Annotated in this window: 18 protein-coding genes; 7 read left to right on the top strand and 11 right to left on the bottom strand. The window is 34.4% G+C overall.

What is annotated here, in order from left to right:
* Positions 1 to 34: 34 nt before the first annotated feature.
* The 8 genes from sucD to FLB_RS00280 form a co-directional block, all read right to left on the bottom strand.
* A complete protein-coding gene (gene sucD, locus FLB_RS00315; RefSeq protein ID WP_064713969.1) occupies positions 35 to 907 on the bottom strand; it encodes a succinate--CoA ligase subunit alpha in 873 nt (290 codons plus the stop codon).
* 85 nt (positions 908 to 992) lie between these two features.
* Positions 993 to 1,355 (bottom strand): hypothetical protein, encoded by a 363-nt coding sequence (locus tag FLB_RS00310; RefSeq protein ID WP_064713968.1) that lies wholly within the window; start codon positions 1,353 to 1,355, stop codon positions 993 to 995.
* A gap of 1 nt (position 1,356) precedes the next feature.
* A complete protein-coding gene (locus FLB_RS00305; RefSeq protein WP_064713967.1) occupies positions 1,357 to 2,286 on the bottom strand; it encodes a UDP-3-O-(3-hydroxymyristoyl)glucosamine N-acyltransferase in 930 nt (309 codons plus the stop codon).
* A 174-nt stretch (positions 2,287 to 2,460) separates the two neighbouring features.
* Positions 2,461 to 3,027: an elongation factor P gene (efp, locus tag FLB_RS00300; protein ID WP_064713966.1), complete on the bottom strand. Its 567-nt coding sequence runs from the start codon at positions 3,025 to 3,027 to the stop codon at positions 2,461 to 2,463.
* A gap of 28 nt (positions 3,028 to 3,055) precedes the next feature.
* Positions 3,056 to 3,841 (bottom strand): acyl-ACP--UDP-N-acetylglucosamine O-acyltransferase, encoded by a 786-nt coding sequence (gene lpxA / locus FLB_RS00295; RefSeq protein ID WP_064713965.1) that lies wholly within the window; start codon positions 3,839 to 3,841, stop codon positions 3,056 to 3,058.
* Positions 3,842 to 3,911: 70 nt separating this feature from the next.
* The gene (locus FLB_RS00290; RefSeq protein ID WP_064714021.1) at positions 3,912 to 5,300 is read right to left on the bottom strand and encodes a bifunctional UDP-3-O-[3-hydroxymyristoyl] N-acetylglucosamine deacetylase/3-hydroxyacyl-ACP dehydratase; all 1,389 of its coding nucleotides are present in this window, start codon (positions 5,298 to 5,300) and stop codon (positions 3,912 to 3,914) included.
* Complete coding sequence (gene lpxD, locus FLB_RS00285; protein ID WP_064713964.1) at positions 5,293 to 6,333, bottom strand: UDP-3-O-(3-hydroxymyristoyl)glucosamine N-acyltransferase; 1,041 nt, start codon at positions 6,331 to 6,333, stop codon at positions 5,293 to 5,295. Before lpxD ends, FLB_RS00290 begins: the two co-directional genes overlap by 8 nt.
* 131 nt (positions 6,334 to 6,464) lie before the next feature.
* Complete coding sequence (locus FLB_RS00280; protein WP_064713963.1) at positions 6,465 to 7,694, bottom strand: HD domain-containing protein; 1,230 nt, start codon at positions 7,692 to 7,694, stop codon at positions 6,465 to 6,467.
* A gap of 229 nt (positions 7,695 to 7,923) precedes the next feature.
* On the opposite strand from FLB_RS00280, the gene FLB_RS00275 reads away from it, so the two are divergent.
* The 5 genes from FLB_RS00275 to FLB_RS00255 all read left to right on the top strand — a co-directional run bounded on the left by FLB_RS00275 (position 7,924) and on the right by FLB_RS00255 (position 12,241).
* Entirely contained in the window at positions 7,924 to 9,477 is a 1,554-nt protein-coding gene (locus FLB_RS00275; RefSeq protein WP_064713962.1) for a bifunctional response regulator/alkaline phosphatase family protein, read from the top strand.
* Between the two features lie 84 nt (positions 9,478 to 9,561).
* The gene (tsaE, locus tag FLB_RS00270; protein WP_064713961.1) at positions 9,562 to 9,969 is read left to right on the top strand and encodes a tRNA (adenosine(37)-N6)-threonylcarbamoyltransferase complex ATPase subunit type 1 TsaE; all 408 of its coding nucleotides are present in this window, start codon (positions 9,562 to 9,564) and stop codon (positions 9,967 to 9,969) included.
* A 111-nt stretch (positions 9,970 to 10,080) separates the two neighbouring features.
* Positions 10,081 to 10,557: a GNAT family N-acetyltransferase gene (locus FLB_RS00265; RefSeq protein ID WP_064713960.1), complete on the top strand. Its 477-nt coding sequence runs from the start codon at positions 10,081 to 10,083 to the stop codon at positions 10,555 to 10,557.
* 79 nt (positions 10,558 to 10,636) lie between these two features.
* A complete protein-coding gene (locus FLB_RS00260) occupies positions 10,637 to 11,830 on the top strand; it encodes an alanine dehydrogenase (protein ID WP_064713959.1) in 1,194 nt (397 codons plus the stop codon).
* A 36-nt stretch (positions 11,831 to 11,866) separates the two neighbouring features.
* Complete coding sequence (locus tag FLB_RS00255; protein ID WP_064713958.1) at positions 11,867 to 12,241, top strand: DUF4258 domain-containing protein; 375 nt, start codon at positions 11,867 to 11,869, stop codon at positions 12,239 to 12,241.
* Here FLB_RS00255 and ung read toward each other — a convergent pair whose 3' ends face one another.
* The 3 genes from ung to FLB_RS00240 are packed head-to-tail and all read right to left on the bottom strand — an operon-like array spanning position 12,242 to position 13,560.
* The gene (gene ung, locus FLB_RS00250; protein ID WP_064713957.1) at positions 12,242 to 12,913 is read right to left on the bottom strand and encodes a uracil-DNA glycosylase; all 672 of its coding nucleotides are present in this window, start codon (positions 12,911 to 12,913) and stop codon (positions 12,242 to 12,244) included.
* Complete coding sequence (locus FLB_RS00245) at positions 12,906 to 13,277, bottom strand: DUF86 domain-containing protein (protein ID WP_064713956.1); 372 nt, start codon at positions 13,275 to 13,277, stop codon at positions 12,906 to 12,908. The genes ung and FLB_RS00245 overlap by 8 nt, the downstream gene beginning before the upstream one ends.
* Positions 13,270 to 13,560, bottom strand: a complete 291-nt coding sequence (locus FLB_RS00240) for a nucleotidyltransferase family protein (protein WP_064713955.1) — start codon at positions 13,558 to 13,560, stop codon at positions 13,270 to 13,272. Before FLB_RS00240 ends, FLB_RS00245 begins: the two co-directional genes overlap by 8 nt.
* Before the next feature lie 113 nt (positions 13,561 to 13,673).
* Here FLB_RS00240 and FLB_RS00235 point away from each other — a divergent pair, with 113 nt between their 5' ends.
* Both FLB_RS00235 and FLB_RS00230 read left to right on the top strand, forming a co-directional pair.
* Entirely contained in the window at positions 13,674 to 15,839 is a 2,166-nt protein-coding gene (locus FLB_RS00235) for an endonuclease MutS2 (protein WP_064713954.1), read from the top strand.
* Positions 15,840 to 15,947: 108 nt separating this feature from the next.
* Positions 15,948 to 16,370: a thiol-disulfide oxidoreductase DCC family protein gene (locus tag FLB_RS00230; RefSeq protein WP_064714020.1), complete on the top strand. Its 423-nt coding sequence runs from the start codon at positions 15,948 to 15,950 to the stop codon at positions 16,368 to 16,370.
* Positions 16,371 to 16,426 lie beyond the last annotated feature (56 nt).

Here is a 16,426-nt window from a genome sequence, read left to right as displayed (position 1 = left end):
GCATTTTGAGATTTATAATTTTGAAATCAGGAAATTATCCTAAAACTTCTTTTACTTTTTTACCTATTTCGGCTGGAGAATCAACTACGTGAATACCATTATCTCTCATAATTTGCTTTTTAGCAGCAGCAGTATCATCAGATCCTCCAACAATTGCTCCGGCATGCCCCATTGTTCTACCTGCTGGTGCTGTTTCTCCAGCAATAAAACCTACAACAGGTTTACGGTTACCATCTGCTTTAATCCATTTAGCAGCATCAGCTTCTAACTGACCACCAATTTCACCAATCATAATGATAAGTTCAGTCTCAGGATCGTTCATTAATAATTCTACAGCTTCTTTAGTAGTTGTACCAATAATTGGATCTCCACCAATTCCGATAGCAGTTGTGATTCCTAAACCTTGTTTTACTACTTGGTCAGCTGCTTCATACGTCAAAGTCCCAGATTTAGAAACGATTCCAACCGTTCCTTTTTTGAATACAAAACCTGGCATAATTCCAACTTTTGCCTCACCTGGAGTAATGACACCTGGACAGTTTGGTCCGATTAATCGAGCGTTTCTTTCTTTAACATAAGCATTTGCTTTGATCATGTCTGCTACTGGAATACCTTCAGTAATTGCAATAATCACTTTAATACCCGCATCAGCTGCTTCCATAATTGCATCAGCCGCAAAAGCAGGTGGAACAAAAATAATTGTGGTATCGGCTCCAGCCTGATCTACAGCATCTTTAACTGTATTGAAAACTGGTAAGTCTAAGTGTGTAGATCCTCCTTTTCCTGGAGTTACACCACCCACAACATTTGTTCCATATTCAATCATTTGAGAAGCGTGGAAAGTTCCTTCACTTCCTGTGAATCCTTGAACAATAATTTTAGAATCTTTATTAACTAAAACACTCATGATATATTTTTTATGTAGTTTTTAAAATTGTGTTGCAAAAGTAAGGTTTTTGAAATTATTTCAAACCCATTTAGGGTCAAATTATTTAGGATAGTTGACTCATTTGATAGCCTCTGAATAATTTATTGTCTTTAATTTCCCAAATTGTCATAAAATGCGCCAAAAGAATCTCTTCTCTTGGGTTCTCAATCGTTTTTACAAAATGAGAATATCGTACAGCAATCATTTCATTTTCCTCTACGATATGGCTGATTCTTGCTTTTGATCTTACATACGCTTTATGCAATTGATCCGCTAAATTAATCAATGTCTCATAATTTAACTGAACAAATCCTTCTGTAGAATTCCAATCAATTCTAATTTCAGGATGAATAAAATCTTTTAAAACTGTACTATCAATTAAAGCATCCGACTTGTAAAATGCTTTGACAAAATCTTTTGCAGACATATTATTTTAATTTGTTTAAAATTTCTGGGATTTTTTTAATATTAGCCAATTGTTTTAATTTTTCACGAGATTCTTGGATGGGTGTTCCAAAATAAGATTTCCCTCCTTCTACTGACTTAGTGACACCTGTTTGCCCCATCACTACAGCTTTTGAGCCAATGGTAATTCCGCTTGTTGTTCCTACTTGTCCCCATAACGTTACCTCATCTTCAATGATAACACAACCTGCAATTCCAGTTTGAGAAGCAATTAAGCATTTTTTTCCAATTACGGTATCATGCCCTACGTGCACTTGATTGTCAAGTTTAGTTCCTTCTCCTATAGTTGTATCGCCTGTAACCCCTTTATCAATAGTACAAAGCGCACCAATACCTACATTATCCTCGATTACTACCCTTCCTCCAGAAAGCAATTGATCAAACCCAGTCACCCTTTTTTTGTAATAAAAGGCATCCGCTCCCAAAACCGTCCCTGCGTGAATAATTACGTTGTTACCAATAACGGTATGATCATAGATCGCTACATTTGAATGTATCAAGCAATTATCACCAATAACGACTTCATTTCCAATAAAAACATTAGGCTGTATTACTGTATTCTCTCCAATTTTTGCAGTTGGACTTATCGTCACATTTGAACCAACAAACGGTTTAAAATGCCTGGTCAAAGAATTGAAATCCCTGAAAGGATCATCAGAAATCAATAGTGCTTTTCCTTCTGGACAAACCACTTCTTTATTTATCAAAATGATAGTAGCTGCGGATTGCAAAGCTTTTTCGTAGTACTTAGGATGATCTACAAATACAATATCACCTGGTTCTACGACGTGTATTTCATTCATTCCTAAAACAGGAAACAGAGGATCACCTACAAATGTGCAGTCAATTAATGCAGCGATATCTTGTAAGGAATATTGTTTGTGGAATTTCATATGTGTATTTTTTGTTTGGTGATCACATATGGTATCGCCAAATTTTAATAGCCTTCGAGAAAATCTATTACGGCGATTTCATAATATCATTAGTTTAAAAAAAAAGTTTTCAATCTTAGTCACAATTCTATATCCAAATTGCAAATTAAGACTGAAAACCTAAGTTTTAAAAAATTATTCTTTTACACGTTCCATATAAGAACTTGTAGCCGTATCAATTTTAATTTTATCCCCTTCATTAATAAACAAAGGCACATTGATTGTTGCTCCCGTCTCAACAGTAGCTGGTTTTGTAGCATTAGTTGCTGTGTTACCTTTTACACCTGGCTCGGTATACGTAACTTCCAAAACCACAGATGGTGCCATATCAACTGAAAGCGGCAAATCTGTCTCAGTATTGATTTGAATCATAACATTTTCACCTTCTTTCAACAAATCTGGAGCGTCCAAAACATTTCGATTTAGGGTAATTTGTTCAAAAGTTTCAGCATTCATAAAATGAAACTGATCTCCTTCAGGATACAAAAACTGGAACGTGTGCGTTTCGACACGCACTACATCAATCTTATGTCCTGCTGAAAAAGTATTATCCAACACTTTTCCATTAGTCACAGACTTTAACTTTGTTCTAACAAAAGCGGGGCCTTTACCTGGTTTAACGTGAAGAAATTCAATAATTTTATAAATATCGTGATTGTGTTTAATACAAAGTCCGTTTTTAATATCTGAAGTAGATGCCATTTTTTTTTATTTAATAATTTATTTGTTTTTAATAATTTCCTGAGTAGCCTTTCATAACCCCTCTTGAAGAGTTACGAATAAAGTCGATGATCTCATCACGTTCTGGTGTTGCTTCCATTTCGGCTTCAATTATCCCTAAAGCTTGAGTCGTGTTGTAATTTTTTTGATATAAAATTCTGTAAATATCTTGAATCTCTTTGATTTTTTCGGTGGTAAACCCTCTTCTTCTTAATCCTACTGAGTTGATCCCAACATAAGACAAAGGTTCTTTTGCTGCTTTAGTAAAAGGTGGTACGTCTTTTCTAACCAAAGATCCCCCAGAAACCATAGCGTGATCTCCAATATGAATAAATTGATGGATAGCTGCTAACCCTCCGATTACCGCATGTTTTCCAACAATTACATGACCTGCTAGAGCCACTCCATTTACAATAATTGCATTATCACCTATATGACAATCGTGAGCAATGTGAGCTGTAGCCATCACTAAGCAATTATTACCTAAAGTGGTCTGACCCGAAGCAATGGTACCTCTGTTGATAGTCACACACTCTCTAATAGTACAATTATCTCCGATGATAGCCAAAGACTCTTCTCCTCCAAATTTTAAATCTTGAGGAACAGCTGAAATTACTGCACCTGGAAAAATATTACAATTTTTACCAATTCGAGCCCCTTCCATGATGGTCACATTAGAACCTATCCAAGTTCCATCACCGATAACTACATTATTATGAATGGTAGTAAAAGGCTCTATTACTACATTTTTGGCAATTTTTGCCCCTGGATGTACATATGCTAATGGTTGATTCATTTTTTTTGTTTAATCGTTTAGCTGTTGTATTGGTTAACCAGAAAAAAGATTAATCAACTCAACAAAAAAATTATTGTTTTCTAGCAATTTGCGCCATTAATTCTGCTTCTGCTACTAATTTTCCATTAGCATAAGCATTAGCTTGCATATGACAAATCCCTCTTCTGATAGGTGTAATCAAATCACATTTAAATATTAAAGTATCTCCTGGAAGTACTTTGTGTTTGAACTTAACTTTATCAATTTTCATGAAGAAAGTCAGATAATTTTCTGGATCTGGAACGGTACTTAATACTAAAATCCCTCCAGTTTGAGCCATAGCTTCCACAATTAAAACCCCCGGCATTACTGGTGCATTAGGAAAATGTCCTACGAAGAAATTTTCATTCATGGTGACATTTTTCATTCCTACAACATGAGTATCCGACATTTCGATAATGCGATCAATTAACAAAAATGGAGATCTATGCGGTAGAACCGACATGATTTTATGAATATCCATCAAAGGTTCTTGATTCAAATCATAAACAGGAACATAATTGCGCTGTTCAATTTTAATCAATTTTGCCATTTTCTTAGCAAATTGTGTATTTACATAATGTCCAGGCTTGTTGGCGATAACTTTTCCTTGAATTTTTGTTCCAATCAACGCTAAATCGCCCACCACATCTAAAAGTTTATGTCTTGCGGCCTCGTTTGGATAATGCAACGTCAGGTTATCCAAAATTCCGTTTGGTGTAACCGAAATGGTGTCTTTACCAAAAGCCATTTTAAGATTTTCCATGGTACTTGCAGATATTTCTTTATCTACATATACAATTGCGTTATTAAGGTCGCCGCCTTTTATTAATCCATTATCCAAAAGGGATTCTAATTCATGTAAAAAACTAAACGTTCTCGAATCGCTAATTTCAGTTTTGAAATCGGCTATACTTTTCAAAGTTGCATTTTGTGTTCCAAGGATTTTGGTTCCAAAATCAACCATTGTAGTTACAGAATAATGATCATTAGGCATAACCAAAATCTCACTACCCGTAGTTTCATCTACAAATGAGATGATTTCTTTTACAACATATACATTTCGATTAGCATTTTGCTCTTCGACACCTACCTTTTCGATAGCTTCTACAAAGTATTTTGAAGAACCATCCATTATAGGTAACTCTGAGGCATCTAATTCGATAATAACATTATCTAAATCACAACCTTCTAATGCTGCCAAAACATGCTCAGGAGTTTGAATTTTAACTCCTAATTTTTCTAAGTTAGTTCCTCTTTGTGTATTTACAACATAATTAGCATCAGCTTCAATAATTGGCTGTCCTTCTAAATCAACTCTTACAAATGTAAAACCGTTATTTACTGGCGCAGGTTTAAAAGTCATTGTCACTTCTTTACCCGTATGTAATCCAACACCCGTTAATGATATTTCCGTCTTGATGGTTTTCTGTTTAACCATTATTTCCATGTTTTTGATTTATTATTTTCTTTAACTCTTCTAGTTCGGCTACCAATTGTGGCAACTTTTTAAAATAAATATATGATTTGTTAAAATCGTTATAAGTAAATGCTGGTGTACCTTGAATGGTTTCGTCATCTTTGATATTTCTGGTCACCCCAGACTGTGCTTGAATGCGAACATTGTCACCAATGGTTAAATGTCCAACGATACCCACTTGACCACCTAGCATAGCATTCTTACCAACTTTCGATGAGCCTGCTATTCCTGTTTGAGCTGCTATTACTGTGTTTTCTCCAATCTCTACATTGTGGGCAATCTGAATTTGATTGTCTAATTTCACACCACGTCTGATTATTGTTGAGCCTAATGTAGCTCTATCGATAGTGGTATTTGCGCCAACATCTACTCCGTCTTCTAAAACTACATTACCTATTTGTGGGATTTTATCAAAAGTTCCATCTGGCTTTGGCACAAACCCAAATCCATCAGAGCCTAAAACCACTCCAGAATGTATAACGCAATCATTTCCAATCACAGTCTCTGAGTAAATATTAACGCCGGCAAAAATAGTAACATTATTACCAATGACAACATTATCACCGATAAAACAATTGGGGTAAATTTTGACGTTATCACCTATAACTACATTTTGACCAATGTAACTAAAACTTCCTAAATACAAATTAGCTCCATATTTTACAGCATCAGAAATAACAGAAGGTTGTTCTATTCCAGATTTATTTCTTTTGACTTCATTGTAAAATTCTAAAAGCTTAGTAAAAGAAGCATAAGCATCTTTTACTTTAATCAAGGTGGTTGTTATTGGAGATTCAGGCTCAAAAGTATCATTAACAATAGTGATAGAGGCCTGAGTAGAATATATATAATTCAAATACTTCGGATTGGACAGAAAAGTCAAGGACCCTTCTGTACCTTCTTCAATTTTTGATAATCTAGATACTGAAGCACTTGGATTCCCCACTACTTCACCTTCTAAAATACCTGCTATTTGTTCTGCTGTAAATTTCATCTTATTGGATTGTATTATTCATTGGAATAAGATGTAACTCACTAGAGGATGTATTGTTTATTTTAAAAAATAACTTACTCGTTCGTTTCATCGCGACAAAAATATAAAAAATAGGTTTTAATTGTTATAAATTACAACAGTTGTTTTGGGAAACAGATGTAATACTTCGTTACAAACTTAGATACTGACTTAAAATTCAATTGGTCTGAGGCGTCAACAATATCCTCTATGGTTTTATCTTTTTTCAAAATCCTAATAGGTTCTGCTGCTTTACTATAGGCCTGATTTTTAATTTTTCCTCTAAAAATAAAATAATTCGCTTCTGTTAAAGAAATCCCATATTCTGAAACAACTCTTTCCTTTAATGGCAATAAATCTTCCGAAGAAATTTTTTCGCTACTAAGTTTTATTTTCAACAAATCACGATTAATAATCATTTTACTCAAGGAAGAGAGAACAAAATCCGGATGATCTTGCCAAGATTTTAAGGCACTAATAATATCAAAATCGTCTAATTTGGAAAACAAATTCAAGGTCTCTGCATCAAAAGTCTCCATTGTTACCTTGTGATGCATAAAAAAGGACAAAGGCGAACTGGCTTTCAACTCCTCACCTTTCAATGTAAGTTCTTTAGCTCGTTTTAGTATTTTGGTCAAAATAGATTCGGCAACCAAGCTCGTTTTATGAAGATACACTTGCCAATACATTAAGCGACGAGACATTAAAAATTTTTCTACCGAATAAATTCCTTTTTCTTCGATTACCAAAACATCATCCACCACATTCATCATTTGGATAATTCGCTCAGAATTGACATTTCCCTCAGACACGCCCGAGTAAAAACTATCTCTTTTTAAATAATCCATTCGATCCATATCCAACTGACTCGAAATCAATTGCAACATAAACTTTCGATGGTATTCCCCTTTAAAAACTTGAATTGCTAAACTTAATTTACCCTCAAATTCCTTATTTAATTGTTGCATAAACAACAAAGAAATTGCTTCATGGTGCACATCTTCTACAATACTACTTTCCATGGCATGAGAAAAAGGGCCATGACCAATATCGTGCAACAAAATGGCAATATACAATGCATTTTCCTCCTCAACCGAGATTGAAACACCTTTAAAACGAAGCGATTCAACAGCTTTTTGCATAATATGCATACATCCTAAAGCGTGATGAAAACGCGTATGATTAGCGCCAGGATACACCAAATAAGACAAACCCATTTGAGAAATCCGACGGAGGCGTTGAAAATATGGATGTTGAATTAAATCGTAAATGAGCGCATTGGGGACGGTAATAAAACCATAAATGGGATCATTGAATATTTTAAGTTTGTTGATTTGACTCACCTCTTGTTATTTTTTTAGGACGACAAATATAAGTAATTTAGATGTTACACCCTTTATTTCGAGAAAGTAAATCGTTCCGAGCACGCTGTAAACCAATACAAAAGTTGCTGTTTCGATACATAAAAGTCATATAAATAGCTAAAAAAATCACAATACCACTCCAAAGCCTGATATATTTAATTAATTTGGCTAAAAGTTTTACTAATTTTGAATATTTTACCACCAAATAATGGATACAATAAAAATACTTTGGGTAGATGATGAAATCGACTTGCTCAAACCACATATTCTTTTCTTAGAAAAGAAAAATTATAGCATAACCACTTGTAACAATGGACTTGACGCAATCGCTATTTTTGAAGAAAATAATTTTGATATCGTATTTTTGGACGAAAACATGCCAGGAATGAGCGGATTAGAAACCCTTTCGGAAATGAAAGAAAAAAAATCGGCCATCCCCATGATTATGATTACCAAAAGTGAGGAGGAATACATCATGGAAGAAGCTATTGGTTCAAAAATAGCCGATTATTTGATCAAACCCGTCAATCCCAATCAAATCCTTCTAAGTCTAAAAAAGAACTTAGATCATTCTCGATTAATTTCTCAAAAAACAACCTTGGATTATCAAAAGGAATTCAGAAAAATTACCTTAGAGATGGCAATGGTCAACACTTATGAAGATTGGATTGAACTCTATAAAAAATTACTGTTTTGGGAATTAGAATTAGAAAATATCGATGACCAAAGCATGATCGAAATTCTTGAATCACAAAAAGTAGAAGCGAATTCTCAGTTTGGTAAATTCATAGAACGCAATTACGAAGATTGGTTTGCTCCTAAAAGCAATAAACCCATTCAATCGCATACCTTATTCAAAGAATTAGTTGTCCCAGAAATCCTTAAGAAAGACAAACCTGTACTTTTTGTTGTGATTGATAATTTAAGATACGACCAATGGAAAGCTTTTGAAAATGTAGTCGCCAACTATTACAAGCTCGAAAAAGAAGTCCCTTATTACTCGATTCTTCCCACAGCCACGCAATATGCCCGAAATGCTATTTTTTCAGGGTTAACTCCACTAGACATGGAGAAAAAATTTCCACAATACTGGAAAAATGATCCCGAAGAAGGCGGCAAAAATCTCTATGAAGCCGAATTTTTAACGGCTCAATTGAAACGATTAGGCATAACGATTAAAGAAGATTATTTCAAAATCACCAATTTAGCTGGAGGGAAAAAATTAGTTGAAAATTTTAAAGCCTTAAAAAATAACGACTTAGTTACTATTGTCTACAACTTCGTAGATATGCTTTCTCATGCCAAAACCGAAATGGATGTGGTCAAAGAATTGGCCGCAGATGATAAGGCCTATCGCTCTTTGACCTTAAGTTGGTTCAAAAATTCTCCTTTGCTCGAAATCATTCAACAAGCCCAAAAATTAGGTTTCAAATTGATTTTGACGACTGACCATGGTACTATTAATGTCAAAAACCCTTCCAAAGTAGTAGGCGATAAAAACACGAGTTTGAATTTAAGATACAAAACGGGTAGAAGTTTGACTTATGAGCAAAAGGATGTGTATGCTGTAAAAGACCCAAAAGAAATTGGACTCCCTGCCATAAATATGACTAGTTCGTATATTTTTGCAAAAAATGATTTGTTTCTGGCCTATGTTAATAATTATAACCATTATGTAAGTTATTACAAGAACACCTATCAACATGGCGGAATTTCGTTGGAAGAAATGATTATTCCGTTTTTGGTTTTCAATCCAAAGTAATTCGTTTTTACTTGTTTGAAATAAATCTTTGAACTCAAAAAAACTCAAGATTGTTAAAATAATAGCCGATAAACCATTATAAGAATGACAATAACATTTTCAATAGAACAGTTAGATCAAGTTGCCAAACAAATATTAGAACAAAATCCCAATAAAGTACTCTTATTCAATGGAGCAATGGGTGCTGGAAAAACGACCTTGATAAAAAAATTATGCAAGCATTTAGGAGTTAACGAACCTACTAGCAGTCCCACTTTCTCTTTGGTAAACGAATACTATACTAACAACAATCAATATATTTATCATTTTGATTGTTATCGATTAAAAACAGAAATCGAAGCTTTGGATATGGGAATTGATGAATACTTATATTCGGGACATTGGTGTTTTATAGAATGGGCTGAAAAAATTACGACTCTTATTCCAGAACAACATTCGATCATTACCATAGAAGTATTACCTGATGGCAATAGGTCGCTAGTTTTAACATAACAACTATTTCTTGCTATGAAATTCGCCATTAACAACAGGTTTGTTGCAAACAAACACTGATAAATAAAAGGCGATACCATATATGGCTGCTAACAAATAACTTTTACATATATGAAAAATCCAAATGCCACAGTTGAAATCATTCCTTTCTCTATTGAACATAAAGAAGCTATTAAAACATTAAATTTAGAGTGGTTACATAAATACTTCAAGGTCGAACCCAAAGACGAATTGGTATTAAGCAACCCTGTTGAGGAAATCATCAATAAAGGAGGAAAAATATATTATGCCCTTTATGATAACGAAATAATGGGAACCGTTTCCTTGATAAAAATGAATGCTACTACTTTCGAACTATCAAAAATGGCCGTCACTGAAAGTGCACAAGGATTAGGAATAGGCAAAAAGTTACTTGAATTTTGTATTCAAGAAGCCAAAAAAAACGAAATTCAGAAGTTTATTTTATATTCCAACCGACAATTAAAACCAGCTCTACACTTGTATGAATCTTTTGGTTTTAAAGAAATCCCTTTAGAATCTGGGGTGTATGAAAGAGCCGATATCAAGATGGAATTGCTTTTACCTTAAACCAATAAGAGTTCCTTCCTTCTACATCCAAAAAAACAAATACTTTTTGTAAATTGTACGCTTAAATTTTTAAACAATTATGTCGATTAGCCCATTTACCAAACAACAATTAATGCCCCAAGAAGAAAAATTGGAAGTTGCCAGACATAAAAGTGAACTTTTCATTGGGATTCCCAAAGAAACAAGTTTTCAAGAAAAACGAATTTGCTTAACTCCAGATGCCGTTAATTCGCTCACAATTCAAGGACATCGCGTAATGATTGAATCAGGCGCAGGCGAAAGTTCAAGCTACACTGACAAAGAATATAGCGATGCGGGTGCCGAAGTAACTAAAGATACCGCAAAAGTCTTTAGTTGTCCCATGATTTTAAAAGTAGAACCGCCTACTCTAGCAGAAATAGAAATGCTCAACAACAAAGCAATCGTCCTTTCTGCCATTCAATTAAAAACCAGACAAAAAGCATATTTTGAAGCTTTAGCAAGAAAAAAAATCACGGCTTTAGCTTTTGAATATATTAAAGACGAAGATGGTTCTTATCCTGCGGTTAAGTCTTTGAGCGAAATTGCAGGAACCGCTTCCATTTTAGTTGCTGCCGAATTAATGATTACCACCGAGTTTGGTAAAGGCTTATTATTTGGCAATATTACAGGAGTTCCTCCGACTGAAGTGGTTATTCTAGGCGCAGGAACCGTTGGTGAATTTGCTGCTAAAACAGCCATTGGACTTGGTGCTAATGTAAAGGTTTTTGATAATTCGATTACCAAATTAAGACGCTTACAAAATCATTTGAACCAACGCATCTTCACATCTACCATTCAACCCAAAGCTTTATTAAAAGCCTTAAGAAGATGTGACGTAGCCATTGGAGCTATGAGAGGCAAAGAACGATGCCCAATTGTAGTAACCGAAACCATGGTAGAAAACATGAAAAAAGGAGCCGTAATCGTCGATGTAAGCATTGATACAGGAGGCTGTTTCGAAACCTCCGAGGTAACTACTCACGAGAAACCCACCTTTATCAAAAGTAATGTTTTGCATTATTGCGTTCCTAATATACCCTCTCGTTATTCTAAAACTGCTTCTCTTTCTATCAGCAACATCATCACGCCTTACCTACTCCAAATTGCCGAAGATGGTGGTTTAGAAAGTGCTATACGTTGTAACAAAGGACTTAAAAATGGCGTATATCTTTACCACGGGATACTTACCAACAAAGCAATAGGAGAATGGTTTGACATTCAAGACAGCGATATTAATTTACTTGTTTTTTAAGCTAAGTTTCGATTACCTTTGCAAAAAAATTACTTCATGAAGTTTACATATCGTTTCGCTTATTATTTGATTGGTTTATTGATGGGATTATTTGTGGTAGCCGCTATATTTTCTGGCAAAGATACCCGCTGTAACTATTTTCCAAACGCCCGTGTGTTGAATGATTTAAGAAATAAGCCTTTTGTTTATTCAGCTAAAGCTTCTCAAATTCTAAACGAAAAATGGGTCGACACCGCAGATATTAAAAACACCTTAAAATTTGGCGATGTAGATTTTGACAAAAGTAATATTAGTGTAGAAAAAGGAAAACTTTACACCATTTACGGAAAAACAGCTAAAAATCAAGAAATCAGTGTAGAAGTAATTAATTACTCCGACAAAGCGGTTTTAAGAGATATTATCAAAAAATAATTACAACCAATCAATAGGTTGTACCCCCTTAGAAGCTAAATAAATATTGGTTTGTGAAAAATGTTTGTTCCCAAACCATTTTCCCTGATTGGCACTCATAGGCGAAGGATGTCCCGATTCTAATACTAAATGTTGGTTTCGATCAATTTTGTTGCCTTTCTTCTGAGCAAAACTTCCCCAAAGCAAAAAAACGAGCTGCTGTTTTTCAGACGCTAATTTTTCTATTACAGCGTCCGTAAATCGACTCCAAGCTAAATGTTTGTGGCTATTGGGACTGTCTTTTCGCACACTCAAAGTTGCATTCAACAACAAAACGCCTTGCTTTGCCCAAGCTTCTAAATTTCCCGAAGTAGGCATAAAAATAGCCCCCAAATCATCTGTTAATTCTCTATAAATATTGCGCAAAGACGGTGGAATTTTAACTCCATCATTCACCGAAAAGCTCAAACCATTGGCCTCGCCTTCTCCATGATAAGGATCTTGACCAATAATAACCACTTTTACCTCATTTAAATCACAATGATTAAAAGCTGAAAAAATCAAGTCTTTTGGCGGAAAACAAGTATGATTTTGATATTCTTCATCGACAGCTTGCATCAAATTCAAGAAATAGTCTTTTTCTAGTTCTTCAGATAAAAAGGTTTGCCAAGAAGAATTAAGCTTTTTATACATTACTACATCTTTTTAATTCTTCTTCAATAACTGTTTGAAGTTTTGGTAAATGATTTTTACCTATTTCAAAAACAATTTCATAATCAAGCATTTCATAATGGTGCGAAATAAAATCTCTGAATCTAATTATTTTATTCCATTCAATTTCGGGATACTTTTCCTCTAAAATAGTATGTTTTCTGAATATATTCTTCAAATTTTCACCCACCGCTTGAAGCCTAGTGACTATGGCATCTAACAAAATATGACCATATTCGGTCGCAATAAAATCTGAAGGCTCCTTTATTTCTGAAAATCTCTTATTACAAACTTTAATATGCTCTAAAATAGTTTCTAAAGAATACTGATACACTTCATTAAACATAAATCAAATCATTTTGTATACTATTTATGAATCGTTCAGACAAATGAGGCCCCTTTCTTATAATTTCAATTTTAGATTGCAATTTATCTTCCAAATAAGTATACAATCCCATCAATAAACTATAAGAGGGTTCAGAAAATTCTACCATAAAATCAATATCACTATCCTTATTTTCCAAACCTTTAGCATAAGAACCAAATAAAGCAATCGATGCTACTCCAAAATTCTCCGTCAGATATTGCTTATCGGCTTTTAAAGCTTTTATAATTTCGTCTTTTTTCATTTTTGATAAAATCTATTACGAATTTGATTTGTAACAAATATAAATATTAATTGTTTTAGATTAATACAACTTAACAAGTTTGTAACTTTGTCCTTTTCACAATACAAAATTCAATGATTGCTATCACCGAAAAAACATTACAAGATTTACAATTCCCCACTGTACTCGAAACCCTATCGGATATTTGCAATACCGATATTGGCAAAGAGAAAGCATTAAACATAACGCCTTTCAGAGAGAAAGAAACGTTGATGGAAGCTTTGTTGCAAACTTCAGAGTATGTTTCTTCTTTTCAAAATAACAATGCCATTCCAAATCATGGATTTGACGCCATTACTCATGAAATCAAATTTCTTGGAATTGAAGATAGCTTTCTAGAAGTAGGAAGTTTTAGAAAAATTGCGACGCTTTCCGCTACCAGTAACTTCTTACTGAATTTCTTAAAAAAATTCGAAGACTATTATCCTAACTTGAATGCCCGAGCGGCTAAAGTTGAATACACCAAAAACATCATCACCTTAATTGACGAAGTCGTAGATAAATATGGAGAAATCAAAGACAATGCATCCCCGGATTTACTCAACATTCGAAGAAATATGAATGTGGTACGTGGTAAGGTAAACCAAAGTTTTGGTGTGGCCTTATCGCAATACAATGGCTTGGGCTATTTGGATGATATCAAAGAAAGTTTTGTACAAAATCGTAGAGTTTTGGCCGTTTTGGCAATGTATCGTCGTAAAGTGAAAGGAACCATTTTGGGAAGCTCAAAAACAGGCAGTATTGCTTATATCGAACCAGAAGCTACTTTGAGATATTCGCGTGAATTGAGCAATCTCGAATATGAAGAAAAAGAAGAAATCACGCGAATCTTAAAGCAATTATCAAACGCTATTCGTCCCTATTTGCCTTTGCTTGTCGAGTACCAAGAGTTTTTGAGTGATATTGATGTTATTGCGGCCAAAGCCAAATATGCCAACAAAATCAATGCTATCTTACCTCAAATCACCGAAGAAAGAAGGCTCTTCTTTAGAGATGCTTACCATCCTATTTTGTATTTGAACAACAAACAAAAGAACGAAGTTACGCATCCGCAAACTATAGAACTCAACCAAGATAACCGAATCATCGTTATTTCTGGACCTAATGCTGGTGGAAAAACCATTTCGTTAAAAACGGTTGGTTTGTTACAATTAATGTTGCAATCGGGTATGTTGATTCCTGTACACGAACGCAGTGAAACCTTTCTATTTGACCGAATTCTAACGGATATTGGAGACAATCAATCCATAGAAAATCACTTGAGTACCTACAGTTATCGTCTAAAAAACATGAATTATTTTCTAAAAAAATGCAATAGAAAAACCATGTTTTTGATTGATGAGTTTGGTACAGGTTCCGACCCTGACTTGGGTGGAGCGCTTGCCGAAATTTTCTTGGAAGAATTTTACCATCGTGAAGCATTTGGAATTATTACGACCCACTATTCCAATTTAAAGATTTTGGCCAATGAATTGCCTTGTGCTCAAAATGCTAATATGCTTTTTGACGAGAAAACATTAGAACCTTTGTACAAACTCGTTTTGGGTCAAGCAGGAAGCTCTTTTACTTTTGAAGTAGCTCAGAAAAATGGAATTCCGTTTGGCTTAATCAATCGGGCTAAAAAGAAAATCGAAACGGGAAAAGTACGTTTTGACAAGACTATTGCCACTTTGCAAAAAGAACGTTCCAAACTCGAAAAAACCTCTCAAACATTAAAAGAAGAAGAATCCAAAGCCAGAGAAGAAGGTAAAAAAATGGAGAACATCAATGTGAAAATCAAGCAAAAACTAGAAAGCTATCAGGAATTGTATGACAGCAACCAAAAAACGATTTACATTGGACAAAAAATAGAAGATATTTCAGAGAAATACTTCAACAATAAAAACAAAAAAGAACTCATTGGTGAGTTTTTGAAAATTATTGAAATAGAAAACTCTAAGCGAAAAAAGATTTCAGCCAAAGAAGCCAAAGTCATCACCGAAAAGAAAAAAGAGATTATCAAAGAGGTTGAAGTGAAAGTCGAGGAAATCAGAACAATCAAAAAAGAAAAGAAATTGAAACCCGTTATCGAGAAACCAAAACCTATTTTAAAACTAGGTGATCGCGTGCGCATGGCTGATGGAAAAGCGGTGGGAACGATTGATAGTATTGAGAAAAATAAAGCTACTGTCAATTATGGTATTTTCACCTCGAAAGTAAGTTTAGACGAATTGGAATTAGTTGAAGCGGTTAAGAAATAAAAAAAATGACCGCAAATTCGCAAATTTTTATTGCATAAGCCTCAAATTAATTTGCGAATTTGCGGTAATTACACCTATTCTCAAACCTTAATTAAGACCAATAAACAAATGCAACATTCGCTATCACTTCCTGAACATAAGAAAATCATTCTTTTTGATGGCGTTTGCAATTTGTGTAATACTGCCGTGCAAACCATTATAAAACACGATAAAAAAGATGTTTTCCGTTTTGTGGCTTTGCAAAGTGAATCGGGTATAGCTATACAAAAACATATTGGGATTGCTACGCGCAAAATAGATAGTCTTGTTTTTTATGCGCCTGGGGTTTCGTATTCTTATAAATCGGAGGCGGTTTTGGATATTGCAAAGGAACTTGGTGGAATTTTTAGTTTGGCTATTGTTTTTAAAATCCTTCCTACTCCCCTTTTGAATTCCGTTTATGATTATGTCGCCAAAAACAGGTACAAATGGTACGGTCAACAAGAACACTGCTGGATGCCTACTCCTGAATTGAAAGCAAAATTCCTATAATTCCAATAATAGTTCTCTCGAAGACGCTTGCGTGAGTGATGGCAGTGGAGCTCTCC

The sequence above is a fragment of the Flavobacterium succinicans genome (assembly GCF_001662485.1).
GTDB classification, from domain to species: Bacteria; Bacteroidota; Bacteroidia; order Flavobacteriales; family Flavobacteriaceae; genus Flavobacterium; species Flavobacterium succinicans_A.
Note: the sequence above shows the minus strand (reverse complement) of the source record. Positions and strands in the feature narration are given on the sequence as shown.